At 71.8% G+C, this 23,362-nt stretch carries 22 protein-coding genes; 13 read left to right on the forward strand and 9 right to left on the reverse strand.

From position 1 onward, the window contains the following. Positions 1-98 precede the first annotated feature (98 nt). Together ACZ7KF_RS10960 and ACZ7KF_RS10965 are read left to right on the forward strand one after the other, a co-directional pair. On the forward strand, positions 99-1,526 hold the full coding sequence (locus ACZ7KF_RS10960; protein WP_471071544.1) for an MFS transporter: 1,428 nt from the start codon (positions 99-101) through the stop codon (positions 1,524-1,526). A gap of 204 nt (positions 1,527-1,730) precedes the next feature. Then, the gene (locus ACZ7KF_RS10965) at positions 1,731-2,138 is read left to right on the forward strand and encodes a hypothetical protein (RefSeq protein ID WP_471071547.1); all 408 of its coding nucleotides are present in this window, start codon (positions 1,731-1,733) and stop codon (positions 2,136-2,138) included. Here ACZ7KF_RS10965 and ACZ7KF_RS10970 read toward each other — a convergent pair. Then, entirely contained in the window at positions 2,119-2,715 is a 597-nt protein-coding gene (locus ACZ7KF_RS10970; RefSeq protein ID WP_471071550.1) for a TetR/AcrR family transcriptional regulator, read from the reverse strand. The two genes, ACZ7KF_RS10965 and ACZ7KF_RS10970, sit on opposite strands and share 20 nt — an antisense overlap. A gap of 25 nt (positions 2,716-2,740) precedes the next feature. After that, positions 2,741-3,751, reverse strand: coding sequence for an aldo/keto reductase (locus ACZ7KF_RS10975; protein ID WP_471071553.1), 1,011 nt, complete (start codon positions 3,749-3,751; stop codon positions 2,741-2,743). A gap of 186 nt (positions 3,752-3,937) precedes the next feature. On the opposite strand from ACZ7KF_RS10975, the gene ACZ7KF_RS10980 reads away from it, so the two are divergent. Together ACZ7KF_RS10980 and ACZ7KF_RS10985 are read left to right on the forward strand one after the other, a co-directional pair. Next, positions 3,938-4,990: a chitinase gene (locus ACZ7KF_RS10980; protein WP_471071556.1), complete on the forward strand. Its 1,053-nt coding sequence runs from the start codon at positions 3,938-3,940 to the stop codon at positions 4,988-4,990. Between the two features lie 164 nt (positions 4,991-5,154). Further along, positions 5,155-6,267 (forward strand): endonuclease/exonuclease/phosphatase family protein, encoded by a 1,113-nt coding sequence (locus tag ACZ7KF_RS10985; RefSeq protein WP_471071559.1) that lies wholly within the window; start codon positions 5,155-5,157, stop codon positions 6,265-6,267. A 114-nt stretch (positions 6,268-6,381) separates the two neighbouring features. Here the strand turns inward: ACZ7KF_RS10985 and ACZ7KF_RS10990 are convergent, their stop codons facing one another. After that, on the reverse strand, positions 6,382-7,764 hold the full coding sequence (locus ACZ7KF_RS10990; RefSeq protein WP_471071562.1) for a glycine--tRNA ligase: 1,383 nt from the start codon (positions 7,762-7,764) through the stop codon (positions 6,382-6,384). A gap of 160 nt (positions 7,765-7,924) precedes the next feature. On the opposite strand from ACZ7KF_RS10990, the gene ACZ7KF_RS10995 reads away from it, so the two are divergent. From ACZ7KF_RS10995 to ACZ7KF_RS11010, 4 genes are read left to right on the forward strand one after another with little or no spacing between them, the layout of a single operon-like run. After that, a complete protein-coding gene (locus ACZ7KF_RS10995; protein ID WP_471071564.1) occupies positions 7,925-8,884 on the forward strand; it encodes a metal ABC transporter substrate-binding protein in 960 nt (319 codons plus the stop codon). Positions 8,885-8,904: 20 nt separating this feature from the next. After that, positions 8,905-9,672 carry a metal ABC transporter ATP-binding protein gene (locus ACZ7KF_RS11000; RefSeq protein WP_471071567.1) on the forward strand — a complete coding sequence of 256 codons (768 nt, stop codon included), beginning with the start codon at positions 8,905-8,907 and terminating at the stop codon, positions 9,670-9,672. Further along, the gene (locus tag ACZ7KF_RS11005; protein ID WP_471071570.1) at positions 9,672-10,574 is read left to right on the forward strand and encodes a metal ABC transporter permease; all 903 of its coding nucleotides are present in this window, start codon (positions 9,672-9,674) and stop codon (positions 10,572-10,574) included. Before ACZ7KF_RS11000 ends, ACZ7KF_RS11005 begins: the two co-directional genes overlap by 1 nt. A gap of 60 nt (positions 10,575-10,634) precedes the next feature. Then, positions 10,635-11,045, forward strand: coding sequence for a Fur family transcriptional regulator (locus ACZ7KF_RS11010; protein WP_471071573.1), 411 nt, complete (start codon positions 10,635-10,637; stop codon positions 11,043-11,045). 174 nt (positions 11,046-11,219) lie between these two features. On the opposite strand, the gene ACZ7KF_RS11015 is transcribed toward ACZ7KF_RS11010, so the two are convergent. The 6 genes from ACZ7KF_RS11015 to ACZ7KF_RS11040 all read right to left on the reverse strand — a co-directional run bounded on the left by ACZ7KF_RS11015 (position 11,220) and on the right by ACZ7KF_RS11040 (position 16,328). Next, positions 11,220-12,545 (reverse strand): histidine-type phosphatase, encoded by a 1,326-nt coding sequence (locus ACZ7KF_RS11015; RefSeq protein WP_471071576.1) that lies wholly within the window; start codon positions 12,543-12,545, stop codon positions 11,220-11,222. A 40-nt stretch (positions 12,546-12,585) separates the two neighbouring features. Further along, positions 12,586-13,434 carry an isoprenyl transferase gene (locus tag ACZ7KF_RS11020; RefSeq protein WP_471071579.1) on the reverse strand — a complete coding sequence of 283 codons (849 nt, stop codon included), beginning with the start codon at positions 13,432-13,434 and terminating at the stop codon, positions 12,586-12,588. A 26-nt stretch (positions 13,435-13,460) separates the two neighbouring features. After that, positions 13,461-14,207 carry a DNA repair protein RecO gene (gene recO, locus ACZ7KF_RS11025; protein ID WP_225821203.1) on the reverse strand — a complete coding sequence of 249 codons (747 nt, stop codon included), beginning with the start codon at positions 14,205-14,207 and terminating at the stop codon, positions 13,461-13,463. Continuing rightward, entirely contained in the window at positions 14,155-15,567 is a 1,413-nt protein-coding gene (locus ACZ7KF_RS11030; RefSeq protein WP_471071582.1) for a caspase family protein, read from the reverse strand. The genes recO and ACZ7KF_RS11030 overlap by 53 nt, the downstream gene beginning before the upstream one ends. Beyond that, positions 15,554-15,988: an effector-associated constant component EACC1 gene (locus ACZ7KF_RS11035; RefSeq protein WP_471071585.1), complete on the reverse strand. Its 435-nt coding sequence runs from the start codon at positions 15,986-15,988 to the stop codon at positions 15,554-15,556. The genes ACZ7KF_RS11030 and ACZ7KF_RS11035 overlap by 14 nt, the downstream gene beginning before the upstream one ends. Positions 15,989-16,112: 124 nt before the next feature. After that, on the reverse strand, positions 16,113-16,328 hold the full coding sequence (locus ACZ7KF_RS11040; protein ID WP_471071588.1) for a hypothetical protein: 216 nt from the start codon (positions 16,326-16,328) through the stop codon (positions 16,113-16,115). 501 nt (positions 16,329-16,829) lie between these two features. On the opposite strand from ACZ7KF_RS11040, the gene ACZ7KF_RS11045 reads away from it, so the two are divergent. Genes ACZ7KF_RS11045 through ACZ7KF_RS11065 form a run of 5 tightly spaced genes read left to right on the forward strand, consistent with a single transcriptional unit; the run spans position 16,830 to position 23,350 of the window. Then, positions 16,830-18,464: an ABC transporter substrate-binding protein gene (locus tag ACZ7KF_RS11045; protein WP_471071591.1), complete on the forward strand. Its 1,635-nt coding sequence runs from the start codon at positions 16,830-16,832 to the stop codon at positions 18,462-18,464. A 4-nt stretch (positions 18,465-18,468) separates the two neighbouring features. Next, positions 18,469-19,425, forward strand: coding sequence for an ABC transporter permease (locus ACZ7KF_RS11050; RefSeq protein ID WP_471071594.1), 957 nt, complete (start codon positions 18,469-18,471; stop codon positions 19,423-19,425). Then, entirely contained in the window at positions 19,425-21,401 is a 1,977-nt protein-coding gene (locus ACZ7KF_RS11055) for a dipeptide/oligopeptide/nickel ABC transporter permease/ATP-binding protein (RefSeq protein WP_471071597.1), read from the forward strand. The genes ACZ7KF_RS11050 and ACZ7KF_RS11055 overlap by 1 nt, the downstream gene beginning before the upstream one ends. Then, the gene (locus ACZ7KF_RS11060; RefSeq protein ID WP_471071600.1) at positions 21,398-22,402 is read left to right on the forward strand and encodes an ABC transporter ATP-binding protein; all 1,005 of its coding nucleotides are present in this window, start codon (positions 21,398-21,400) and stop codon (positions 22,400-22,402) included. The genes ACZ7KF_RS11055 and ACZ7KF_RS11060 overlap by 4 nt, the downstream gene beginning before the upstream one ends. Next, positions 22,403-23,350: a dihydrodipicolinate synthase family protein gene (locus ACZ7KF_RS11065; protein WP_471071603.1), complete on the forward strand. Its 948-nt coding sequence runs from the start codon at positions 22,403-22,405 to the stop codon at positions 23,348-23,350. It abuts the gene before it with no gap. The last annotated feature ends 12 nt before the right edge of the window (positions 23,351-23,362 follow it).

Below are 23,362 nucleotides of genomic sequence, written 5' to 3' on the forward strand. Positions count from 1 at the left end.
GCGGGGGGCACGGGTCTCCGACGCTGTTGCCGGGTAGTTCCGCTACCAGGAGCCGGAGACTCTGGTACCAGGCTGAGCGGTCCCGCAGGCTCGGGGTCATGAGGCAAACCGTCACCCTCCCGGCCGTCCGGACGCCGGCCGCGCCGCCCGCGCTCGGCGGGCCCGGACTGTTCACCGTTCTGCTGGCCGCGGCGCTGCCGCTGGTCGACTTCTTCATCGTCAATGTGGCCCTGCCGGCCATCGGCACCGATCTCGCCGCGGGCGAGGCCGTGCTGGAGCTGGTCGTCGCCGGGTACGGCGTCGCGTACGCCGTGCTGCTCGTGCTCGGCGGACGGCTCGGGGACCTGTTCGGCCGGCGCCGGCTGTTCCTCGGCGGGATGGCCGCCTTCGGACTCACCTCGCTCGCCTGCGGTCTCGCTCCGGGCGCCGGGAGCCTGGTGGTGGCCCGGGTCGCGCAGGGCGCCGCGGCCGCCGCGATGCTGCCGCAGGTGCTCGCCACCATCCAGTCCGCCACGAGCGGCACGCGCCGGGCGAAGGCGATGAGCCTGTACGGCGCCACCGCCGGACTGTCCATGGTGGCCGGGCAGATACTCGGCGGAGTGCTGGTCGCCGCCGACGTCGCCGGGACCGGCTGGCGGGCGATCTTCCTCGTCAATGTGCCGGTGGTCGTGCTGGGGCTCGTGCTCGCCGCGCGGTTCGTCCCGGAGACCCGGTCGCCGCACCCGGAGCCCGTCGACGGGCCGGGCACGGTACTGCTCGCGGTGTCGCTGCTGACGCTGCTCGCGCCGCTCACCGAGGGCCGGGCCGCCGGCTGGCCGCTGTGGACCTGGCTGTCGCTGGCCGCGTTCCCGTTCGCGGCGGGCGCGTTCTGGGCGGTGGAGCGGCGGGCGGACCGGGCGGGGCGGACCCCGCTGGTGCCGCCGAGCCTGTTCCGGGTGCCGTCCATGCGGCGCGGCCTGGAGCTGATGGTGCCGTTCTCGATCGGCTTCAGCGGGTTCATGTTCATGATCGCGCTGGCGCTGCAGCAGGGCGCCGGGCTCGGCCCGGTGCGGGCCGGGCTCGCGCTCGTGCCGATGGCCGTGGCGTTCCTGTTCGTCTCGCTCGCCGGGCCCCGGCTGATCGCCCGCCACGGCACCCGGGTGGTCACCGCGGGGGCGGTGCTCCAGGGCGTGGGCGTGCTGCTGATCGTGCTGGCCGTCTGGCGGGACTGGCCCCACCTGGGCTTCGCCTCGCTGCTGCCGGGCACGGCCGTGGCCGGTGCCGGGCAGGCGCTCCAGCTGCCCAATGTGCTGCGGATCGTGATGTCCGAGGTGCCGGCCGCCCGGGCCGGTGTGGGCAGTGGCGTGATGGTCACCACTCAGCAGTCGGCGCTGGCCCTGGGCGTGGCCACGCTGGGCACCCTGTTCCTGACCCTCGTGCCGCACCTGGGCATGCGGGACGCGCTGGTCACCACGCTGCTGGTGCAGCTGGCCGGGATCGTGCTGACCGGCCTGCTGAGCCTGCGGCTGCCCCGGACGGTCGGCTGAGCGGAGGGCACGGCCCGGCCGTCTCGGCGGGCAGCCTCCCGGCCGGCGCCGGTCCTGCTGCACACTCCGTGCCCCGGACGCCGACAACCGCGCCGACCTGCTGTTTCACGGGAGAGGACGCGAAGTTCCGTCCCGTCCCGAGTGGCCGCCCGGCCGGACCCGGGTCAGCCTGGGAAAGGTTCATCGAGCGACGGGAGACGAAACATGACCTCCGTACTCCGCCATCGCCCCGGCCGTGCGCTCGGCTCCGGCGCACTCTGTGTGGCGCTGCTCTCCGCCGGCACGACCGGGGCCTTCGCCGCGAGCCCGAGCCCGAGTCCCTCGGCCAAGGCCTCGATCACCGTCAGCGTCGACAGGACCTCGGTGAAGGCCGGTGACACGGTGAAGTTCACCGGTCGCACCAAGGGCCTGAAGGTCGGCAGCCCCCTGCTGCTCCAGCACGAGAAGTCCGGCAAGTGGACGGCTCTGCGGGCGTCCGCCAAGGTCAAGACGGGCAACTCGTACGCCCTCCTGGCCAAGCTGAACACCAAGGGCACCGAGCATCTGCGGATCGCGAGCGCGACCCGGTTCGGCAAGGTCTACTCGCCCACCGTCACGGTGAAGGTGAACTGAGCCCTCGTACCAGCAGGTCCACGACGGCCGTGAACTCCTCCTCGATGCCCGGCTTCGCCCAGTCCCGGGCGTAGCAGGGGTCGTGGAAGCGGCCGGTGGCCTGGAAGACGGCCCGCGCCGCGGTGGCCGGGTCGGGCACCCGGAAGGCGCCCGACCCGGCGCCCGCGGCGATGATCCGGGTCAGCTGACCGGTCAGGTCGGCGATGTGCTCGTAGACCACGCCGCCGAGTTCGTCGGTCAGCACCGTGTAGGTGGCGAACAGTTCGGGGTCGTCGCCGGCCTTGTGCCGCTTGGCCTCGAACAGGCCCGCGAGCCAGGCCCGCAGCCGCTCCTCGGGGGTGCCGTCTCCGTCGACGATGCCGGCCAGCCGCTCCGACGTCCGGTCCAGCCACCGCTTGCTGACCGCCTCGCGCAGCGCGGCCTTGGTGCGGAAATGCCGGTAGACGCTGCCGTGGCTGACACCGAGCGCCCGGGCCACGTCGACCACGGTGGCCTTCGCCGGGCCGTGGCGGCGCAGCACCTCCTCGGTGGCTTCGAGGATGCGCTCGGCGGTCAGGGTCTCGCTGGTCGGTGGCATGGCTAGACCGTACCTGGCACCGGATTCAGCGCTCGCTGTCGAGGTGCGCCATCTGCGCCGCCGGGTAGCGGTCGCCGGCTGCCGCGTCCGCGGGGACGGCCTCCTCGATCGCCGCCAGGTCGGCCGCGTCCAGCCGGACGTCCAGCGCGCCCAGCGACTCGCCCAGCCGCTCGCGGTTGCGGGCGCCGACGAGCGGCACGATGTCCTCGCCGCGGGCGAGCACCCAGGCGATGGCGATCTGGGCGACCGTGACGCCCTTCTGCTCGGCGATCTTGCGCAGGGCCTCGACCAGGTCCAGGTTGTGGCGGAGGTTGTCCCCCTGGAAGCGGGGCGAGTGGGCGCGGAAGTCGGTCGCGGCCAGCCGCCGGTCGCGGGCGAAGTGGCCGGAGATCAGGCCGCGGGAGAGCACGCCGTACGCGGTGACGGCGATGCCCAGTTCGCGGGTGGCCGGCAGGATCTCCCGCTCGACGCCCCGGGAGATCAGCGAGTACTCGATCTGGAGGTCGGCGATCGGGGCGGTGGCGGCGGCCCGGCGGATGGTCTCGGCGCCGACCTCGCTCAGGCCGATGTGCCGGACGTATCCCTTCTCGATCAGTTCGGCGATCGCGCCGACGGTCTCCTCGATCGGCACATCCGGGTCGAGGCGGGCGATCCGGTAGACGTCGATGTGGTCGACGCCGAGGCGCTGGAGGGAGTAGGCGGCGAAGTTCCGCACGGCGGCGGGGCGGCCGTCGAAGCCGCTCCAGTTGCCCTCCGGGTCGCGCAGGGCGCCGAACTTGACGCTGGTCAGGGCCTGTTCGCGGAGGGCCGCGGGGGCGGTGCGCAGGGCCTCGCCGATGAGCATCTCGTTGTGCCCCATGGCGTAGAAGTCGCCGGTGTCCAGGAGCGTCACGCCCGCTTCCAGGGCGGCGTGGATCGTCGCGACGGACTCCGCGCGGTCGGTGTCGCCGTACAGCGCGGACATGCCCATGCAGCCGAGGCCGAGGGCGGAGACCTGGGGGCCGGTGGTTCCGAGGGTTCGGGTTCGCATCGTCATGGCTCCACCCTCGCATGACGAATGACAGATTTCAATATCTGTCATTCCATCTTCGTCACCCACTGCGCCGACATCGTCGCCAATTGGTCCAGACCTATTGACGAAAGGTCTGGACCAGAGCACTGTCGGAGGCGAAGCGAACTGTCATGCCTACGACACCTCACCGCACCCCCACCGGGAGGCCGCATGCTCCGCCGTACCCTGCGCCTGCTCACCGCCGCCCTCACCGCGGCCGTCCTCGCCCCGCTCGCCGTCGCCACCGCGCCCGCCGCCTCCGCCGCCGACACCTGCGCGGTGAAGTCGCGGCCGGCCGGCAAGGTGCTCCAGGGCTACTGGGAGAACTGGGACGGCTCCGCCAACGGCGTCCATCCGCCCTTCGGCTGGACCCCGATCACCGACTCCCGCATCCCCGCCCACGGTTACAACGTGATCAACGCGGCCTTCCCGGTGATCCGCTCCGACGGCACGGCGCTGTGGGAGGACGGCATGGACGCCGGCGTGAAGGTGGCCACGCCCGCCGAGATGTGCGCGGCCAAGGCGTCCGGCCAGACGATCCTGCTCTCCATCGGCGGCGCCGCCGCGGGCATCGACCTGTCGTCGTCGGCCGTCGCCGACCGTTTCGTGGCGACGATCGTGCCGATCCTGAAGAAGTACAACTTCGACGGCATCGACATCGACATCGAGACGGGCCTGGTCGGCAGCGGGAACATCGGCCGGCTCTCCACGTCCCAGGCCAACCTGATCCGCATCATCGACGGGATCCTGGCCCAGATGCCGTCCCACTTCGGCCTGACGATGGCCCCGGAGACGGCGTACGTCACCGGCGGCAGCGTCACCTACGGCTCGATCTGGGGCGCCTACCTGCCGGTCGTCAAGAAGTACGCGGACAACGGCCGGCTGTGGTGGCTGAACATGCAGTACTACAACGGCAGCATGTTCGGCTGCTCCGGCGACTCCTACTCCGCCGGCACGGTGCAGGGCTTCACCGCGCAGACCGACTGCCTGGACAAGGGCCTGGTGGTCCAGGGCACGACGATCAAGGTGCCGTACGACAAGCAGGTACCGGGTCTGCCCGCCCAGTCCGGCGCGGGCGGCGGCTACATGTCCCCGTCCCTGGTCTCCCAGGCCTGGCAGCACTACGGCACGTCACTCAAGGGCCTGATGACGTGGTCGGTCAACTGGGACGGCTCCCGGAACTGGACGTTCGGCGACAACGTGAGGGCGCTCCAGGGTCGTTGAACCGGCACCTGACGACACCGGCCGGTGGGCGGTGACGGGAGCGGTCCCTCCGTTGGACACGGTCCGTCACCGCCCGGAGAATGGAAACTGCCGGCGTGCAGCTTCCCAGGCGGCGCCTGCCGTCGGCCGTGCGGTGTTCCAGCGCCGCCCCCCAGGAGGCCGCGATGGCCGTCCGAATCGCCACCTTCAACACCGAGAACCTCTTCCGCCGCCCCTCCGTCTTCCGTCTGCCGGACGCGGAGCAGCGGAAGGAAGTCCTCGACGACTTCGACGAGTTGGTCGCCCTCCTGGACAAGGAGACGTACACCGACCAGGTCAAGCAGCAGATCTCGGCGCTCGTCCTGAAGCACCGGGCGTACAGCAGCGACCCCGAGAACCCCCCGCTCATCCACGTCAACCAGAACCGCCCCGGGCGGACGAGCGGGCTCTTCGACACACCCGCGCCGGGGGCCCAGCCGACGGAGCTGCCGATCCTCGCCGAGGGCCGCAGGGCGTGGGCCGGCTGGGCCGAACTCGGGCGGGACGACCTGGACATGACGGCGGTCCTCAACACCGGACGGGTCGTCAGAGAGGTGAACGCCGACGTCCTGCTGGTGCCCGAGGTCGAGGACCGGCTCACCCTGGACCGGTTCAACCAGCACGTCCTGGGCCTGGGCTGGCAGCCGTACCCCTTCAACCTGCTGGTCGACGGCAACGACCCGCGGGGCATCGACATCGGGATCCTCAGCCGCTTCCCGATCATCTCCGTCCGGCCGCACCTCTTCGACCCGGACCCCGCGGACCCGACGAAGCCCTTGTTCAGCCGCGACTGCCCCGAGTACGAGATCCTGCTCGGCCCGGACACCCTGGTGCTCCTCGGCAACCATCTCAAGAGCAAGTCCAACGACGACCCCGAGCTGCGCCTGGCCCAGGCGGAGCGGGTCGCGGAGATCCACCGGGCCGCGCTGGACCGCACCCCGAACGCCGTGGTCGCCGGAGATCTCAACGACGTCCCGGACAGCAAGCCGGTCGGGGTACTGCTGGACACCGGCCTGCGCGATGTGATGAGCCACCCCTCGTACCACGGTGAGCCCGGCACCCACGGCACCTGCCACCACGAGCGGGACAAGCTCGACTACGTCCTGCTGCCGCCCGCGCTGTGGGAGAAGGTGCGGAAGGTGGGCCTGGAGACGCGGGGCATCTTCGCGCACGCGAACCACTTCACGAGTGTGCACACGAAGGCCGACGAGGCCTCGGACCACGCCGCGCTGTACGTGGACCTGGACCTGGGCGGGTGAGCGGACGACACCCCCCACGAGAACGCCCGCCCTCCGCCCGGACGAGCCGGGCGGAGGGCGGGCGAGAGCCGGGGTCCGGGGGCGGGGCCCCCGGAGCGGCGGGTGCGCCGAGGGTCAGCAGCCCACCAGGCGGCCGGCCAGGTAGCCCTCGATCTGGTCGAGGGACACCCGCTCCTGCTTCATCGAGTCGCGCTCGCGCACGGTGACGGCGTTGTCCTCGAGGGTGTCGAAGTCGACGGTCACGCAGTACGGCGTACCGATCTCGTCCTGGCGGCGGTAGCGGCGGCCGATGGCACCGGCGTCGTCGAACTCGATGTTCCAGTTCTGCCGCAGCGCCTGGGCGAGACCCTTGGCCTTCGGGGACAGCTCCGGGTTGCGGGACAGCGGGAGGACGGCCACCTTCACCGGGGCGAGGCGGTGGTCGAGCCGCAGCACGGTCCGCTTCTCCATCTTGCCCTTGGCGTTGGGCGCCTCGTCCTCGACGTAGGCGTCGAGCAGGAAGGCCAGCATCGCGCGGCCGACACCGGCCGCGGGCTCGATGACGTACGGCGTCCAGCGCTCGCCGGCCTCCTGGTCGAAGTAGGAGAGGTCCTGGCCGGAGGCCTTGGCGTGGGCGCCGAGGTCGTAGTCGGTGCGGTTGGCCACACCCTCCAGCTCACCCCACTCGCTGCCGCCGAACTGGAAGCGGTACTCGATGTCGGCGGTGCGCTTGGAGTAGTGGGAGAGCTTCTCCTTCGGGTGCTCGTACCAGCGCATGTTCTCGGTACGCAGGCCCAGGCCCGTGTACCAGTTCCAGCGCTGCTCCATCCAGTACTCCTGCCACTTCTCGTCCTCGCCCGGCTTGACGAAGAACTCCATCTCCATCTGCTCGAACTCGCGGGTGCGGAAGATGAAGTTGCCGGGCGTGATCTCGTTGCGGAAGGACTTGCCCATCTGGGCGATGCCGAACGGCGGCTTGCGGCGCGAGGTGGTCTGCACCTGGGCGAAGTTGGTGAAGATGCCCTGGGCGGTCTCGGGACGCAGGTAGGCGACGGAACCGGAGTCCTGGGTCGGGCCGAGGTGGGTGGAGAGAAGACCCGAGAACTGCTTGGGCTCGGTGAACTGGCCCTTGTTGCCACAGTTCGGGCAGTTGATGTCCGCGAGGCCGTTCGCCGGGGCGTGGCCCTTCTTCTCCTCGTACGCCTCCTCCAGGTGGTCGGCGCGGAACCGCTTGTGGCACGAGGTGCACTCGGTCAGCGGGTCCGTGAAGGTGGCGACGTGGCCGGAGGCGACCCAGACCTCCGAGGCCAGGATGACGGACGAGTCGATACCGACGACGTCCTCGCGCGACGTCACCATGTAGCGCCACCACTGACGCTTGATGTTCTCCTTGAGCTCGACACCCAGGGGTCCGTAGTCCCAGGCGGCACGCTGTCCGCCGTAGATCTCACTGCACGGGAAAACGAAGCCACGGCGCTTGCTCAGGCTGACGATGGTGTCGATCTTGTCGGCGGCCACGGTGCTCTCTTCATTACGACGACGGGCGTTGAAGCGAGATGCTTCCAGCGAATGATTCAGGTTACCGGCGCATGCTCCCCCACGACCAAATCGGCCCCTGCCCAGACCACCTGATGAGCGTTGTTGACAACGGTTTCCATATTTGTTGAAAATGACTGTCATGAACGTACGACGACGCCTCATACCCGCCGCCGCGGCCGCCGCGGTCACCGCCCTCGGGATCGGCACCCTCTCCGCCTGCTCCGGCGACGGCGCGGCAGCGGCCGGCACCGGCAAGTTCGACGTCGTCGCGTCGTTCTACCCGATGACGTTCCTCGCCGAGCGGATCGGCGGGGACCACGTCCACGTCACCACTCTCACCTCTCCCGGCCAGGAACCGCACGACCTGGAGATCAGCCCCCGGCAGATCGGCTCGCTGGAGGAGTCCGACGCGGTCCTGTACCTGAAGAACCTCCAGCCCTCCGTCGACGACGCGGTGGCCCAGTCCCCGGTCGGGACCAAGATCGACGCGGCCGCCCTGACCACGCTGGAGAACCACGGCGACGAGGTCGGCGGCCACGCGGCCGAGCACGACGGCCACGGGGGCGAGGAGGGGGCGGGCAAGGACCCCCACATCTGGCTCGACCCGGTGCGCTACGCCCAGGTCGCCGAGGGGGTCGGCAAGGCCTTCGCGAAGGCCGACCCGAAGCACGCGGCCGACTACCGCAAGAACACCGCGGCCCTGGTGAAGCGGCTGGACGAACTGAACACCGCCTTCCGCGACGGCCTCGCGCACACCAGGAGCAAGGTCTTCATCACCACGCACGCCGCCTTCGGCTACCTCGCCGAGCGCTACGGCCTCACCGAGGAGGCCATCAGCGGCCTCGATCCCGAGTCGGAGCCGAGCGCCGCCCGGATCAGGGACCTGGAGAAGACGGCCGAGGCCGACGACGTCGGCACCGTCTTCTACGAAACGCTCGTCAGCGACAAGACCGCCCGGACCGTGGCGGGCGACACGGGCCTGAAGACCGACGTCCTCGACCCGATCGAGGGCATCACCGACTCGTCCCGCGGCACCGACTACTTCGCGGTCCAGGAGGCCAACCTCAAGGCGCTCCAGCGGGCCCTGGGCGCCCGGTGACCGGCATGGAGGACACGACCATGACAGAGCCCGTCATAGCCCTGCGCGGGGTGACCGCCGAACTCGGCGCGCGTCCCGTGCTGCGCGGCGTCGACCTCACCGTCGGCCGCGGCGAGGTGGTCGCCCTGCTGGGCGCGAACGGCTCCGGCAAGTCCACGGCGATCCGCACGATCATCGGCCAGGTGCCGGTCAGCGGCGGCACCGTCGAACTGTTCGGCACCCCGCGCCGGTCCTTCCGGGACTGGGCGCGCGTGGGCTACGTACCCCAGCGGACGACCGCCGCGGGCGGAGTCCCGGCGACGGTCACCGAGATCGTCTCCTCGGGCCGGCTCTCCCGCACCCGCTTCGGCGTCTTCCGCAAGGCGGACCGGGAGGCCGTGCACCGGGCCCTGGAGCTGGTCGGCATGGCGGACCGGGCCAAGGACTCCGTGAACGCCCTGTCCGGCGGCCAGCACCAGCGGGTGCTGATCGCCCGCGCCCTGGTCGCCGAGCCGGAACTGCTGATCATGGACGAGCCGATGGCGGGCGTCGACCTGGCCAGCCAGGAGGTGCTGGCACGCACGCTCCGGCAGCAGGTGGAGGCCGGTACGACGGTCCTGCTCGTGCTGCACGAACTGGGCCCGCTGGAGCCCCTGATCGACCGGGCGGTCGTCCTGCGCGACGGCTGCGTGCTGCACGACGGCCCGCCGCCGCGGGCGGTCGGCCAGCACGCGCTGCCCGGCCACGACCACGTACACCCGCACGCGCCGGCGGGCACCGAACCGATCCGCACGGGACTGCTGAGCTGATGGACTTCCTGAACTACGCATTCATGCAGCGGGCGCTCCTCGCGGCCGTCCTGGTCGGCATCACCGCGCCCGCGGTCGGCATCTACCTGGTCCAGCGCCGCCAGGCCCTGATGGGCGACGGCATCGGGCACGTGGCCATGACGGGCGTCGGCCTCGGCTTCCTCCTCTCCACCTCCCCGGTGTGGATGGCGACGGCCGTCTCCGTCCTCGGCGCGGTCCTGATGGAGCTGATCCGCTGGTACGGCAGGACGCGCGGCGACATCGCCCTGGCCATGCTGTTCTACGGGGGTATGGCCGGCGGTGTGATGCTGATCAACCTCGCGCCGGGCGGCTCCAACGCCAACCTGACGTCGTACCTGTTCGGCTCGCTGTCCACGGTGTCCCGGTCCGACGTGACCGCGATCTGCGTGCTCGCCGGCTTCGTGCTGCTGGTCACGCTGGGCCTGCGCCGCCAGCTGTTCGCGGTGAGCCAGGACGAGGAGTTCGCGCGGGTCACCGGCCTGCCGGTGCGGGCCCTGAACCTGCTGACGGCGGTCACCGCGGCCGTGACCGTGACGGTCGCCATGCGGGTCGTCGGCCTGCTGCTGGTGTCCGCGCTGATGGTCGTGCCCGTGGCGGCGGCGCAGCAGCTCAGCCGCAGCTTCACCGTCACGTTCGTGATCGCGGTGGCGATCGGGGTGACCGTGGCCGTCAGCGGCACGATCACCTCGTACTACCAGGACGTCCCGCCCGGCGCCACGATCGTCCTGCTGACGATCGCCGCGTTCGTCGCGCTGACCGCGCTGTCCGCCCCGCTGGCCCGGCGACGCGCCCGCGCGGCGGCCGCGGCCCAGCCCGCCGGGGACCCCGCGGAGTGCTCGATTCCGGCCTCACGGGGGGCCGGGGACGAGGTCGGCGTCTGACCGCCGGCGGCCCGGACTGGCACAATGGCCCGGGCAGTAGCGAGACGTGAGGAGACAACGGTGACGACCGCTGGACCGCCCGTGAAGGGCCGCGCGACCCGCCAGCGTGCAGCCGTGGCGGCGGCCCTGGACGAGGTCGACGAGTTCCGCAGCGCACAGGATCTGCACGACATGCTCAAGCACAAGGGCGACTCGGTCGGGCTCACCACCGTCTACCGCACGTTGCAGTCCCTCGCCGAGGCCGGCGAGGTCGACGTCCTGCGCACGTCCGACGGCGAGTCCGTGTACCGCCGCTGCTCGACCGGTGAACACCACCACCACCTCGTCTGCCGTGCCTGCGGCAAGGCGGTGGAGGTGGAGGGCCCGGCCGTGGAGAAGTGGGCCGAGGCGATCGCCGCGGAGCACGGATACGTCAACGTGGCCCACACGGTGGAGATCTTCGGCACGTGCGCGGACTGCGCCGCGGGGTGAGCCGGGCCGCCGGAGCGCCGTCGGGCTGCGGCGCGGTCGGCGACCACGGCTGCGTCGTGGCCGGTCGCGCGGGTTCCGCGCCCCTGCGGAGCGCGGGCCCCGCCCGTTGCTTCGGGCGGGGCGCCGGCCGCGGCACGAACAGCGCCCTCGCGGTCCCCGCCTCCCCGTGGACCGCTAGTCCCGGCCGAAGCAGTGCTCCAGTTCGTCCAGGTCGTAGAAGGCGCTGCCCTTCCTGATCGGGCGGCAGCCGTCCTTGAAGGCCGTCTCCTTCTCGTTGTAGAGCATGCGGACCAGGACGCGGTCGCCCTTTCGGAACACGTCCCACTGGATGTTGGCGCCCAGCGGGGAGACGGCGGCGCCCCGCCAGGGATTGCCGGCGTACGTGTACGCCTTCCCGGGCGCGGCCGGCTTCGTGCTGCCCGGCAGCCCCATCAGCGCGGCCAGCGGAATGATCTCCTCGGCGTGGGTGAAGCGCAGCTCGGCGCCGAGTCCGCCGGTGCCGGCGCGCTTGGCCTCCACCTGCTTGAAGAGGTCGTCGAGAAGGACGCCCGCCATCTTGTAGGTGATGTCGCTGTCCGAGAAGCCGGGGCCCTTCTCGTAGAAGTCCTCGGCGTCGGAGAGGTAGCCGAACCAGTCCGCGTCCGTGCGGGAGATGAAGCGCTCCATGCCCCAGCCCGCGCCGTCCGGGCTCTCCTCGCTCATCGCCGGGGCGATGGCGTACAGGTTGTAGACGGCCCGCGCGGCACCGGTACGGTCCGTGATCCCCGCGACGAAGGGCTCCTTGAAGATCCGGCGGAGGACACCGCGGGCGGCCTCCTGGGTCCTCGGCTGGTCGGTGACGCCCTTCAGGGTGTCCTTGAGGCGCTGGTCGTTCTCGATGTACTCGCGGTAGGCGGCACCGCCCGCGGCCTTGTGGAAGTACAGCAGGTCCTTGTCGATGCGGGCCGGCCCGATCAGCGGCTTCAGCGCGGGGTCGGCGGCGGCCAGGGCGTCCGTGAACACGGTGCCGCTGTCCACCGCCCGCCCCTGCCCGGAGCTGACGACGTCGATCTTCTCCCCGTCCTCGGCGATCCTCGCGAACAGCGACGGCAGGCGCCGCTCCAGGCGCACCGCGGTGTCCGCCAGCTCCTGCCGGCCGCGCCCGCTGAGGTTGCCGTAGCCGACCTTCGCCATCGCGGCTTGCAGGGCGCGCACCTTCGGCCCGAACTCCTCGCCGGTGCGGGTGAGTTGCCCCTCCGCCTCGGCCTTGTCCCACAGCGCGAGGATCAGGTCCCCGTCCTCGCTGTCGGACGCCGCGCGCGACCCGTGCCGCGAGACGTTCTCGGTGAAGACGGGCTCGAAGCCGGCCGGGGGCTGCTGATAGCGGTGCGGGTTCTGCCGGGGCGCGTACGGCGCCTTCGTGCCGTAGCTCTCGCGGTGCGAGGGGTCCTGGGCCGCGTGCGCGGGCAGGGCCGTGAGCAGCAGGGCGCCGAGGGCGAGGACCGGGGTGAAACGTCTCATGAGACCCGCATCCTCGGCGGCCCGTGTGAAATCCCGGTGGCTACGAGGTGGAATCGCCCTTCATGGCGGCTTCCATGGCGATCAACTCCTCGTTCGGGACGGCCCCGCCGAACCGACGGTCCCGGGAGGCGAACTCCAGGCAGGCCCGCCACAGGTCACGCCGGTCGAAGTCGGGCCACAGCACGTCCTGGAAGACCATCTCGGCGTACGCGCTCTGCCAGAGCAGGTAGTTGGAGGTGCGCTGCTCACCGCTGGGGCGGAGGAAGAGGTCCACGTCCGGCATGTCGGGGTAGTACAGGTACTTCTGGAGGGTCTTCTCGGAGACCTTCGACGGGTCGAGCCGGCCCGCCTTCACGTCCTCGGCGAGGCGCTGCGCCGCGTCGGCGATCTCCGCGCGCCCGCCGTAGTTCATGCAGAAGTACAGGGTGAGCAGGTCGTTGCCCTTGGTCTGCTCCTGGGCGACCTGCAGTTCCTTGGCGACCGACTTCCACAGCTTGGGCATGCGGCCCACCCAGCGCACCCGGATGCCGAGTTCGTCGAGCCGGTCGCGGGTCTTGCGGATGAAGTCGCGGTTGAAGTTCATCAGGAAGCGGACCTCGTCGGGCGACCGCTTCCAGTTCTCGGTGGAGAAGGCGTACAGGGAGATGTTGCGCACGCCGACCTCGATCGAGCCCTGGAGGACGTCCAGCACCCGCTCGGCACCGACCTTGTGCCCCTCGGTGCGCGGCAGGCCGCGCTCCTTGGCCCAGCGCCCGTTGCCGTCCATGACGATCGCGACGTGGTTCGGCACCAGCTCACCGGGGAGCTTGGGTGCGCGGGCACCGGACGGGTGCGGCTCCGGCGCCTTGTACTCGCGCCGCTGGCGCCCCAGGATCCCGCGTACGACCATGTGCTTCTCGTCTCCTCGACCGTGGACTACTTCTCTACGTACCGGAGGGAGCGCAGTCCGCGCTCCAGATGCCAGTGCAGGTAGGCGGACACCAGCCCGCTGCCCTCGCGGACGTACCGCGCCTCGCACGCGTCCGCCGTCTCCCAGTCTCCCGTAAGCAGCGCCCCCAGCAGCACCAGGGTCTGCGGGGACGGCACGACGCTGCCGGGCACCCGGCAGTCGACGCAGACGGAGCCGCCGGAGGCCACCGAGAAGAACCGGTTGGGGCCGGGCATCCCGCACTTCGCGCAGTCGCCGAAGCTGGGCGCGTAGCCGTTGACGGCGAGGGAGCGCAGCAGGAAGGCGTCGAGGACGAGGTGGGGTGCGTGCTCGCCCCGGGCGAGCGTCCGCAGCCCCCCGACCAGCAGCAGATACTGCTGGACGGCCGGCTCGCCCTCGTGGTCGGTGAACCGCTCGGCCGTCTCCAGCATGGCGGTGCCCGCGGTGTACCGGGCGTAGTCGGTGACGATCCCGCCGCCGTAGGGGGCGATCGTCTCGCTCTGGGTGCACAGCGGCAGCCCGCGCCCGACCAGCTCGCTGCCCCGTGCGAAGAACTGCACGTCGACGTGGGAGAAGGGCTCCAGCCGGGCCCCGAACTTCGACTTGGTGCGCCGCACCCCGCGCGCCACGGCCCGTACCCGCCCGTGACCGCGCGTGAGCAGCGTGATGATCCGGTCCGCCTCACCCAGCTTCTGGGTGCGCAGCACGATGCCGTCGTCGCGGAACAGACTCATGGCACCCATTCTCGCCCATGGCGGCGGGGCTCCCGCCCGGCTGGGGGAACCACTCGGGACGACGCCGGTGGAGATCGCCGAACAGCGGCAGGAAGACGAGGAGGGCCTTCTGCACCGCCCCCGGGAGGTTCTCCCGGAACTCCAGGGTGTCCTGCCCGATGGTGAGACGGGTGACGACGTCCAGGCTCTGGTCCGAGATCCCCGTCAGGTCCGTGACCGTGGTCGTGGTGACCTCTTCGTACGCGGTCTCCACGGAGGCGCTCCAGAGCCGCCCGTAGGGGATCTGCCACCGGGTGCCGGAGCGCAGATACAGATGGGTGTCCGTGAAGACCATCGCCCGCGGACTGGCGTAGGGCGACTTGAGGTGTCCGATCAGGCGCTCCGTCCGATGCAGGCCCACTCTCCACTTCCGCCATCTCGTCCGCCGGTCTCCGGCGTCGCCGTCGGGCACGAGGGTGATGCCCGCGCGCAGCAGGAGCAGGCGCAGCGCGTCCACGAAGTCCATGGGTTCGGCGTACTGCCGGGGCGGCGGGACCGGGGCGGCTCGGCCGTCCTCGCGGGCGACCGGGGCGGCTCGGCCGGCCTCGGGGGCGCGGTTGCGGACCCAGGGTTCGTCCCCCATGAGATTGCGGTCGCCGCAGTGGGGCCGGGGGACGGGACGGCCCTGGTGCTCTCGTGTCCTGAGCCGCTCGATGACCTCCTTCGCGATGCGGTCGAGGCTGAGCGTCGGGCCCGCTTCGCGGATGCCGTTGTCCAGGACGTCGATCAGCGCCCCGGTGAAGTAGGGGTATCCGCCGGGCGAGGTGAACGAGCGCTCCGTCCCCGACGCGGACGTCATGATCCAGCTGCCGGGGCCGCTGTAGCCGTCGCTCAGCGGCCGGGCCGGGTCGGGGCGCTCCAGGACGGCGGCGGAGCCGCCCATCGAGATGGCCAGACCGCTGTAGCAGCAGTCGAGGAACGTGACGCGACGGCGTGCCCGGGACGCCGTCCGCTTCGCGAGGTCCAGCAACGTCCGGTAGGGCAGCGTCCCGATCGCCACGTCGTTCTCGTCGGCGTCGGCCGTCGCCAGATACAGCTCGGTCCGCTCGCGTCCCCGCAGCCCGTGCCCCGCGAAGTACACGAGCAGGGTGTCGGTCGTCGCCGCCCCGGCGTCGCGCACCGCCGTCAGGATGTCGTCGGCGGAGGGCCGGGCGTCGAGCACGGTGACATGGTCCCGGGGCAGGCCCCAGACGCCGGGGTCGCACAGCAGGTCGGCCAGTCTGCGGACACCGGCCACCACCCCGGGCAGGGGGACCAGCGGCCGGTAGTCCTCCACGCCGACGAGGACGGCCCGGCTCCCTGCCGGATCAGGAAGCGGCACCGTCGCCGCCGCTTCCCGGCGTCGGCTGCGGCACGATGCCCAGCGCCAGTGCCGCGCGGGCGGCCTCCTCCGCCGTGTCGCCGTGGATGACGTAGCGATGTCCGCCGTGCTCCACGACCAGGCGCACGGAGGGGCGCTCCGCGGGGCGCAGCGAACCGCGGAAGTCGCCGAACAGGGAGACCAAGGCGGCGAGGAAGGCACCGGAGTCGACGGCGAGGCCGATCCAGGGCAGCAGGTCCGACGACATCCCGCCGTCGCCGGACGGCACCCGCTCCCGCCGCACGACGGCGGACCGGGCCAGCCGGGGGTCCTCGGTGATCCAGTCGGCGAACGACTCCGTCCACCCCTCGGTGTCGCCCGACTCGTCGGTCACGCCGTCGCCGGACGGACGAGCGCGCGCGACTCTGACGCGTAACTCCATGCGTGAGGCCCCCCTCGGTGCTCCCCGGTCCCCCTGACCGGGCGTCCGGCTCAGGTTAGGGCGCCCCTGTCGCCGATGTCTCGACATCTGGCGGGATCAAGGATTTTTCCGGGGCACCGCCTGGCTAGAGCGTCTCCCCGCGGCTGCGGGCGTTGGCCCGGGCGGTCGCCGCGCTGAGCCGCTCGGCGGCGGTCGCGGCTCGCAGCGCACCCGGCTCGGCGTCCCACTCCCGGCCGCCGCCGTAGGGTCTCAGCTGGACGTAGGGCCCCTCGTGCCCCATGACGATGCCGACCCGTCCGGTGCGGGTGTCGACCACATGGCTGCCGACGGGAGGCTTCACCGCACCGCTCCCGCCGACGACGACAGAACGACCCCTGCCTCTTCGCGAGCCGACCGCACGTGCTTCACCGTCTCCTCCGCCTCCTCGACGACCTTCAGTCTGCTCCCCTCCCCCTTCGGATTTCACGCTTCGCACACCCTGCGTGACGCTCCGCCTCTACACTCGGCAGGAGTCTGCGCCTGGCACATGCCGGCGGTGCACGGCGGTCGCCGCCGTACCCGGGGCCCGGGGCGCGAGCGTGCGATGGTCCGGGACCCAGGCGCGGTGTCGACGGCACGCTGCCGGCCGATGCCCTGAAGGACCGCGCGGGTACGGCGGGCGAGGGCGGTCGCACGGCGAACTCCGGTCGTACGCGCCGGTCGCCGGCCGGCGGCTGGGCCATTCGTGTGCGCTGTCTTGACCGCCCCCACGACCCCTCTTATGGTCGCGCTACCGACCGGACGTAGGACGTAGGACGTCGTATCTCCCACCCCCTCCCCCCACCTACTTGCTGGAGGACCCGTGCGCGAGGACGTGACCCCCGACGTACCGGCACCGTGCCGCCGGTCGTTCCTGAAGTACACCGGCGCCCTGGGCGCGGCCGCCGCTCTGCCGCCCGTACTGGCCGGCTGCTCCGCAGGGCCGGAGTCCACGAACGACACCGGGGACGGCGGGAGCGGCAAGGACCGGACGCTGACCGCCGTGATCGGCTACGGCAACGACGGCAGCTGGGACCCGACCCAGACCGCGTCGGCGTTCGCGATGGCCGCCAACAACCACGTCTACGAGGGGCTGCTGGACACCGACCCGATCACCCGGGTGCCGTATCCGGCGCTCGGCACCGAGGTGCCGAAGGACGCGAACGCCACCGCCTGGCGGTTCACGCTCCGCCCGGGCGCCACCTTCCACGACGGCAAGCCCGTCACCGCCGACGACGTCGTGTTCGTCTTCGACCGCATCCTGGACCCGAAGACCCAGACCCTCGCCAAGGGGTTCTTCGGCAGCTGGCTGGAGAGCGTGCGGAAGACCGACGCGCGGACCGTCGAGCTGGTGCTGAAGTTCCCCTTCCCGGACGGGCTGTCCCGGCTCACCCTCGCCAAGATCATGCCGAAGCACGTCTTCTCCGCGCCCGGCGCCTGGGACGACGCGATCAGGGGGCTGGCCGTGGGGTCGGGGCCGTACCGGCAGACCGCGCACCACCCGAAGTCGAACACCACCTTCGAGGCGTTCGCCGCCTACAACGGGCCGCGCAGGCCCGCCTTCCGGAAGATGAACTGGCTGACCATCGTGGACGCGGCACCGCGCGTCGCGAAGATCTCCGGGTCCGGCGCGGGCGCGCAGATCTCGGACAACATCCCCTACGCCAACGTCTCCCGGCTGGAGCAGGGCGGCCTGCGGGTCGCGGGCGGTGCCGGGATGAACAACCTCTTCCTGATGTTCAACACCCGGCACACCCCCTTCGACGACGTCCGGGTCCGACAGGCGCTGCACTACGCCATCGACACCGAGAAGATGGTGCGGGTCGCGCTGAAGGGACACGGCAAGCCCGCGTCCTCGTTCCTGAACGAGGCCAATCCCGCCCACCGGCGGGCCGGAACCGTCTACGACCACGACCCCCGGAAGGCGAAGGCGCTGCTGAAGGCCGCCGGGGTGACGGACCTGACGGTGGAACTCCTCGCGGTCAACGTCAGCTGGATCGTGGACTGCCTGCCGACCATCAAGTCCTCCTGGGACGCGATCGGCGTGCGGACCACCCTGGCGCCGCAGGAGACCACGGCCGTCTTCACCAAGATGGACCAGAAGCAGGACTACCAGGTGGTGGCGGCGGCCTCCAACCCGAACCAGTTCGGGCTCGACGCCGACCTGATCATGCACTACAACTACGGGCCCGGGAACCTGTGGATGCAGTACACGCGCTGGGCCGGCCACCCCGTCGCCAGGCAGCTCTTCAAGGACATGGACCGGGCGACCCGGGAGCCGGATCCCGCGAAGAAGAAGGCGATGATCCAGGACTACATCGACGTCGTCGCGGAGCAGGCCGTGCTCTACCCGGTCGTCCACAACGAGCTGATGACCGCCTGGGACGCGCGCGAGCTCAGCGGGATAAGGGCCCAGCCGTACCCCGGCATCAACCTGCTCCAGGCCCAGTGGATCTGACGGTATGACGACCGTCCTACGGATCCTGTCGCGCCGGATCGCCCTGCTCGTCCCGCTGCTCCTCGGCATCGTGCTGTTCGTGTTCCTGGTGATGCGGTTCTCGGACGTCGACCCCGCGTCCGCGTTCTTCCAGGGCGCCAATCCCACCCCGCAGCAGCTCCACGACTTCCGGGAGCGCAACGGCCTGCTGGACCCGCTGCCCGTGCGCTACGTCCACTTCGTCGGCGCTCTGCTCCACGGCGACCTCGGCACCAGCGCCCTCACCCGTGCCCCCGTGGTCGACCAGGTCACCACCGCCCTGCCGCTCACCCTCCAGCTGACCTTCCTCGGCCTCGGCATCGCGGTGGTGCTGGCGCTGGCCGGCGGGGTGACGGCGGCGGTGTACCGGGACCGGCTGCCGGACCAGGCGATCCGGGTCGTCTCGCTGGTCGGGGTCGCCGCGCCGGGCTTCTGGCTGGCCCTGCTGATGATCCAGTACCTGGCCGTGGACCAGGGCTGGTTCCCCACCGGCGGTTACATCAACCCCGCCGACTCCGTCACCGGCTGGCTGAAGACCATGGCCCTGCCGGCCTTCGCGCTGTCCCTGCCGGTCGCCGCCCAGCTGACCCGGATCGTACGGACCTCGGTGGTGGAGGAACTGGACAAGGACTACGTGCGCACGGCGATCGGGAGCGGGCTGCCGCCCCGGGTCGTCGTCGGCCGGAACGTCCTCAGGAACGCCCTGGTCAATCCGCTGACCGTGCTCGGGCTGCGGGTGGGCTATCTGCTCGGCGGCGCGGTCGTCATCGAGACGATCTTCTCGCTGCCCGGCATGGGCAAGCTGATGATCGACGCCGTGCAGAACGGCGATCCGGCGGTGGTGCAGGGAGTCGTCCTCACCACCGCCACCGGGTTCGTCGTCGTCAATCTCGTCATCGACATCCTGTACCTGCTGCTCAACCCACGACTGAGGGCGGGCTGATGGTCACGCGCGCGAGCCTCGTGAAACGGCTGTCCCGGCCCGGCGTACGGCTGCGCGGCCGGCGCCGGCTGCCCCTGCTGTCGAAGGTCGCCGTCTGCTTCCTGGCCGTCGTCGTCCTGGTCGCCGTACTCGCCCCGGTCCTGGCCCCCGACGATCCGCTCGACCAGCAGGACCCGGCCGGCGGGACGGGGGCGCCGTCCGCCGCGCACTGGATGGGGCAGGACAGCCTGGGCCGGGACGTGCTGAGCCGGCTGATGTACGGCGCCCGGTGGTCGCTGGCGATCGGGCTGGGCGCGACCGCGCTCGCCCTGGTCGCCGGGGCCGTCGTCGGGGCGCTGGCCGCCACCTCCCGCAAGGCCGTGGACGAGACGCTGATGCGCTGTCTGGACGTGGTGATGGCGTTCCCGGGCATCGCGCTCGCGGCCGTGCTGGTCGCCGTGTTCGGCGGCGGCATCGGCGTGCTGATCTGCGCGATCGCCTTCCTGTTCACCCCGCCGGTGGCCCGGGTCGTACGGGCCAACGTGCTCGACCAGTACGGCGAGGACTACGTCACCGCCGAGCGGGTCATCGGCGCCCGCACCCCGCACATCGTGCTGCGGCACGTGGCCGTCAACTGCGCCGCCCCGGTGCTGGTGTTCTGCACCGTCCAGGTCGCCGAGGCCATCGTCTTCGAGGCCTCGCTGTCCTTCATCGGCGCGGGCGTCCGGCCCCCGGACCCCTCCTGGGGCAGCGTGATCGCCGACGGCAAGAACATGGTGCTGACCGGCGGCTGGTGGGCGACCGTCTTCCCCGGGCTGCTGATCCTGCTCACCGTCCTGTCGCTGAACATCCTCTCCGAGGGCGTCTCGGACGCCTGGGCGGCACCCGCGCCGAGGGAGGTACCGGCCCCCCAGGACCGGCTGGAGACCCCGGAGCCCGGTACCGGCGAGGTGCTCCCGCTGCCCGGTCTCGCCGAGGCCGCCCGGCGGCTGCGCTCCCGGGCCCGGCCGCTGCCCGACCGGAGCGGGCAGCCGGTGCTCGCCGTGGAGAACCTCGTCATCGGCTTCCCGGACCGGCACCGGGGCGTGGACATCGTGGCCGGCGTCAGCTTCGAGGTGCATGCCGGGGAAGTGCTCGGCCTGGTGGGCGAGTCGGGCTGCGGCAAGTCGCTGACCGCGCTCACGGTGATGGGGCTGGCGCCGAAGGGCGCCCGGATCGGCGGCCAGGTGCGGTTCCGGCAGCGGGACCTGCTCGCCGAGCCGATGCGGGCGCGGCGGCGGCTGCTCGGCCACGAGATGGCCATGGTCTACCAGGACGCCCTGTCCTCACTGAACCCCGCCATGACCATCCGCGCCCAGCTGAAGCAGCTCGTCCGGCGCGGCGGCCGCCGCGGCCCGCGGGAGCTGCTGTCCCTGGTGGGGCTCGACCCGGAACGCACCCTGCGCAGTTATCCGCACGAGCTGTCCGGCGGGCAGCGTCAGCGTGTGCTCATCGCCATGGCCCTCTCCCGCGACCCGAAGCTGATCGTGGCCGACGAGCCGACCACCGCCCTCGACGTCACCGTGCAGGCCCAGGTCATGGAGCTGCTGCTGCGGCTGCGGGCGGAGCTGGGCTTCGCGCTGATCCTGGTCTCGCACGACCTGGCACTGGTCTCCGACATCACCGACCGGGTGGTGGTGATGTACGGCGGGCAGATCGTGGAGACCGGGGTGACCGCCGACCTGGTGGCGGCACCGGCCCACCACTACACGCGCGGGCTGCTCGGCAGCGTGCTGTCCCTGGAGTCCGCCGAGGAGCGGATGACCCAGATCAGGGGGGTCGTACCGGCGCCCGCGGACTTCCCGGCGGGCTGCCGGTTCGCCGACCGCTGCCCGCTCGCCACCGAGGTCTGCGTGCGGACCGCGCCGGTCCTCGCGGGCACCCCCACGCACACGGCCGCCTGTCACCATCCGGCGGTGGAACCGACGTCCGCGGAGAGCGAGGAGGCCCTGCAGTGACCGCTGTCGTCGAGGTACGGGACGCGCACGTCGTCCACAAGGCGCGCAGCGGCGGCCTGTTCCGGCGGGACCGGGTGTACGCCCTGACCGGTGCGGATCTCAGTGTCGCGGCCGGTGAGACGGTCGGTGTGGTCGGGGAGTCGGGGTGCGGGAAGTCGACGCTGGCGAAGGTGCTGGTGGGCATCCAGCGGCCGGTCTCCGGGTCGGTGTCGTTCGGGGGCCGGGATCTGTGGGCGATGCCGCCCGCCGAGCGCCGGGCCGCGATCGGCGCGGGCACCGGCATGATCTTCCAGGATCCGTCGACCGCACTGAACCGCCGGCTGACCGTCCGCCGTGTCCTGCGCGACCCGCTGGACGTCCACCAGCGCGGCACCCGGCCCGAACGGGAGGAGCGGGTACGGGAACTGATGGGTCTGGTGGGGCTCCCCCGGGCCCTGGCCGACGCCCTGCCCGGGCAGCTCTCCGGCGGCCAGCGCCAGCGTGTCGCCATCGCCCGCGCGCTCGCCCTGGACCCGGCGCTGGTCGTCGCCGACGAGCCGACCAGCGCCCTGGACGTCTCGGTCCGCGCGCAGATCCTCAACCTGCTGCTCGACCTGCAGGAGCGCCTCGGGCTCGCCCTGGTCTTCGTCTCGCACGACATCCAGACGGTACGGCGGATGAGCGACCGGGTGATCACCATGTACCTCGGCCGGATCGTGGAGGAGACCCCGGCCGGCCGGGTCACGGACGCCGCCCGGCACCCGTACACCCGTGCCCTGTTCTCGGCCACCCCCGGTCTGCTGGACCCGATCGACCCGATCCCGCTGACCGGGCCGGTGCCCTCGGCGACCCGCCCGCCGAGCGGCTGCCCGTTCCGCACCCGCTGCTGGCGGGCCGACGAGCTGTGCGCCCGGGTGATGCCGGACTTCTCGGCCGCGTCGCAGCCCGGACATCGCTACCGTTGTCACCATCCTGTGGAGGAGGACACCGCGACCCGAGACCTAGCTCGCCAGGAGCCCTGAATGACCTTCCCCGCCCCCCTCACCGGCGTCGTACCGCCCGTCTGCACGCCCCTGACGCCGGAGCGCGAGGTGGACGTGCCCTCGCTGCTGCGCCTGGTGGACTTCCTGGTGGAGGGCGGCGTGCACGGCCTGTTCCTGCTCGGCTCCACCTCGGAGGCGGCGTTCCTGACGGACGCGCAGCGCACGCAGGTGGTGGCGGCCGTGACCGCCCACGTGGGCGGCGAGCTGCCGGTCCTCGCCGGCGCCATCGACATGACCACCCCGCGCGTCCTGGAGCATGTCGCGGCGGTCACCGCGGCCGGCGCGGAGGCCGTCGTCGTCACCGCCCCGTTCTACGCCCGCACCCATCCCTCGGAGATCGTCCACCACTACCGCCGGATCGCCGCGGCCAGCCCGGTCCCGGTGATCGCCTACGACATCCCCGTCGCCGTGCACACCAAGCTCCCCGCCGACGTGGTGCTGGGGCTCGCCGGAGACGGCGTGCTCGCCGGGATCAAGGACTCCAGCGGGGACCTGGCGGCCTTCCGGGAGATCGTCACGGGCGCCCGTGGCCTCGCCGGGTTCAGTGTGCTGACCGGCTCCGAGCTGGTCACGGACTCCGCGCTGGCGCTGGGCGCCGACGGGGCGGTGCCGGGTCTGGCCAACGTCGACCCGCACGGCTACGTCCGCCTGTACCGCCAGTGCCGGGCGGGCGACTGGGAGGGTGCGCGGGCCGAACAGGACCGGCTGTGCGCGCTGTTCGGGATGGTCGGCGCGGGGGACCCGGCGCGGATGGGCGGCAGCTCGTCGGCGCTGGGCGCGTTCAAGGCGGCGCTGCATCTGCGCGGGGTCATCGACTGCCCGGTGACCGCAGAGCCGCAGGTCCCGCTGTCCGGCGAGGAGACCGAGAAGGTCGGCAAGTTCCTCGCGGCGGCCGGACTGCTCGGTCTGGACACTCCTGGGCGCTGACCCCGGCCCGCG

The sequence above is a fragment of the Streptomyces sp. NPDC038200 genome (genome assembly GCF_055600785.1).

Bases quoted from the DNA above. Each gene is read 5' to 3' on its own strand.
- ACZ7KF_RS10960 (WP_471071544.1), top strand. From the start codon at position 99: ATGAGGCAAACCGTCACCCTCCCGGCCGTCCGGACGCCGGCCGCGCCG.
- ACZ7KF_RS10965 (WP_471071547.1), top strand. From the start codon at position 1,731: ATGACCTCCGTACTCCGCCATCGCCCCGGCCGTGCGCTCGGCTCCGGC.
- ACZ7KF_RS10970 (WP_471071550.1), bottom strand. From the start codon at position 2,715: ATGCCACCGACCAGCGAGACCCTGACCGCCGAGCGCATCCTCGAAGCC.
- ACZ7KF_RS10975 (WP_471071553.1), bottom strand. From the start codon at position 3,751: ATGACGATGCGAACCCGAACCCTCGGAACCACCGGCCCCCAGGTCTCC.
- ACZ7KF_RS10980 (WP_471071556.1), top strand. From the start codon at position 3,938: ATGCTCCGCCGTACCCTGCGCCTGCTCACCGCCGCCCTCACCGCGGCC.
- ACZ7KF_RS10985 (WP_471071559.1), top strand. From the start codon at position 5,155: ATGGCCGTCCGAATCGCCACCTTCAACACCGAGAACCTCTTCCGCCGC.
- ACZ7KF_RS10995 (WP_471071564.1), top strand. From the start codon at position 7,925: ATGAACGTACGACGACGCCTCATACCCGCCGCCGCGGCCGCCGCGGTC.
- ACZ7KF_RS11000 (WP_471071567.1), top strand. From the start codon at position 8,905: ATGACAGAGCCCGTCATAGCCCTGCGCGGGGTGACCGCCGAACTCGGC.
- ACZ7KF_RS11005 (WP_471071570.1), top strand. From the start codon at position 9,672: ATGGACTTCCTGAACTACGCATTCATGCAGCGGGCGCTCCTCGCGGCC.
- ACZ7KF_RS11015 (WP_471071576.1), bottom strand. From the start codon at position 12,545: ATGAGACGTTTCACCCCGGTCCTCGCCCTCGGCGCCCTGCTGCTCACG.
- ACZ7KF_RS11020 (WP_471071579.1), bottom strand. From the start codon at position 13,434: ATGGTCGTACGCGGGATCCTGGGGCGCCAGCGGCGCGAGTACAAGGCG.
- recO (WP_225821203.1), bottom strand. From the start codon at position 14,207: ATGAGTCTGTTCCGCGACGACGGCATCGTGCTGCGCACCCAGAAGCTG.
- ACZ7KF_RS11035 (WP_471071585.1), bottom strand. From the start codon at position 15,988: ATGGAGTTACGCGTCAGAGTCGCGCGCGCTCGTCCGTCCGGCGACGGC.
- ACZ7KF_RS11050 (WP_471071594.1), top strand. From the start codon at position 18,469: ATGACGACCGTCCTACGGATCCTGTCGCGCCGGATCGCCCTGCTCGTC.
- ACZ7KF_RS11055 (WP_471071597.1), top strand. From the start codon at position 19,425: ATGGTCACGCGCGCGAGCCTCGTGAAACGGCTGTCCCGGCCCGGCGTA.
- ACZ7KF_RS11065 (WP_471071603.1), top strand. From the start codon at position 22,403: ATGACCTTCCCCGCCCCCCTCACCGGCGTCGTACCGCCCGTCTGCACG.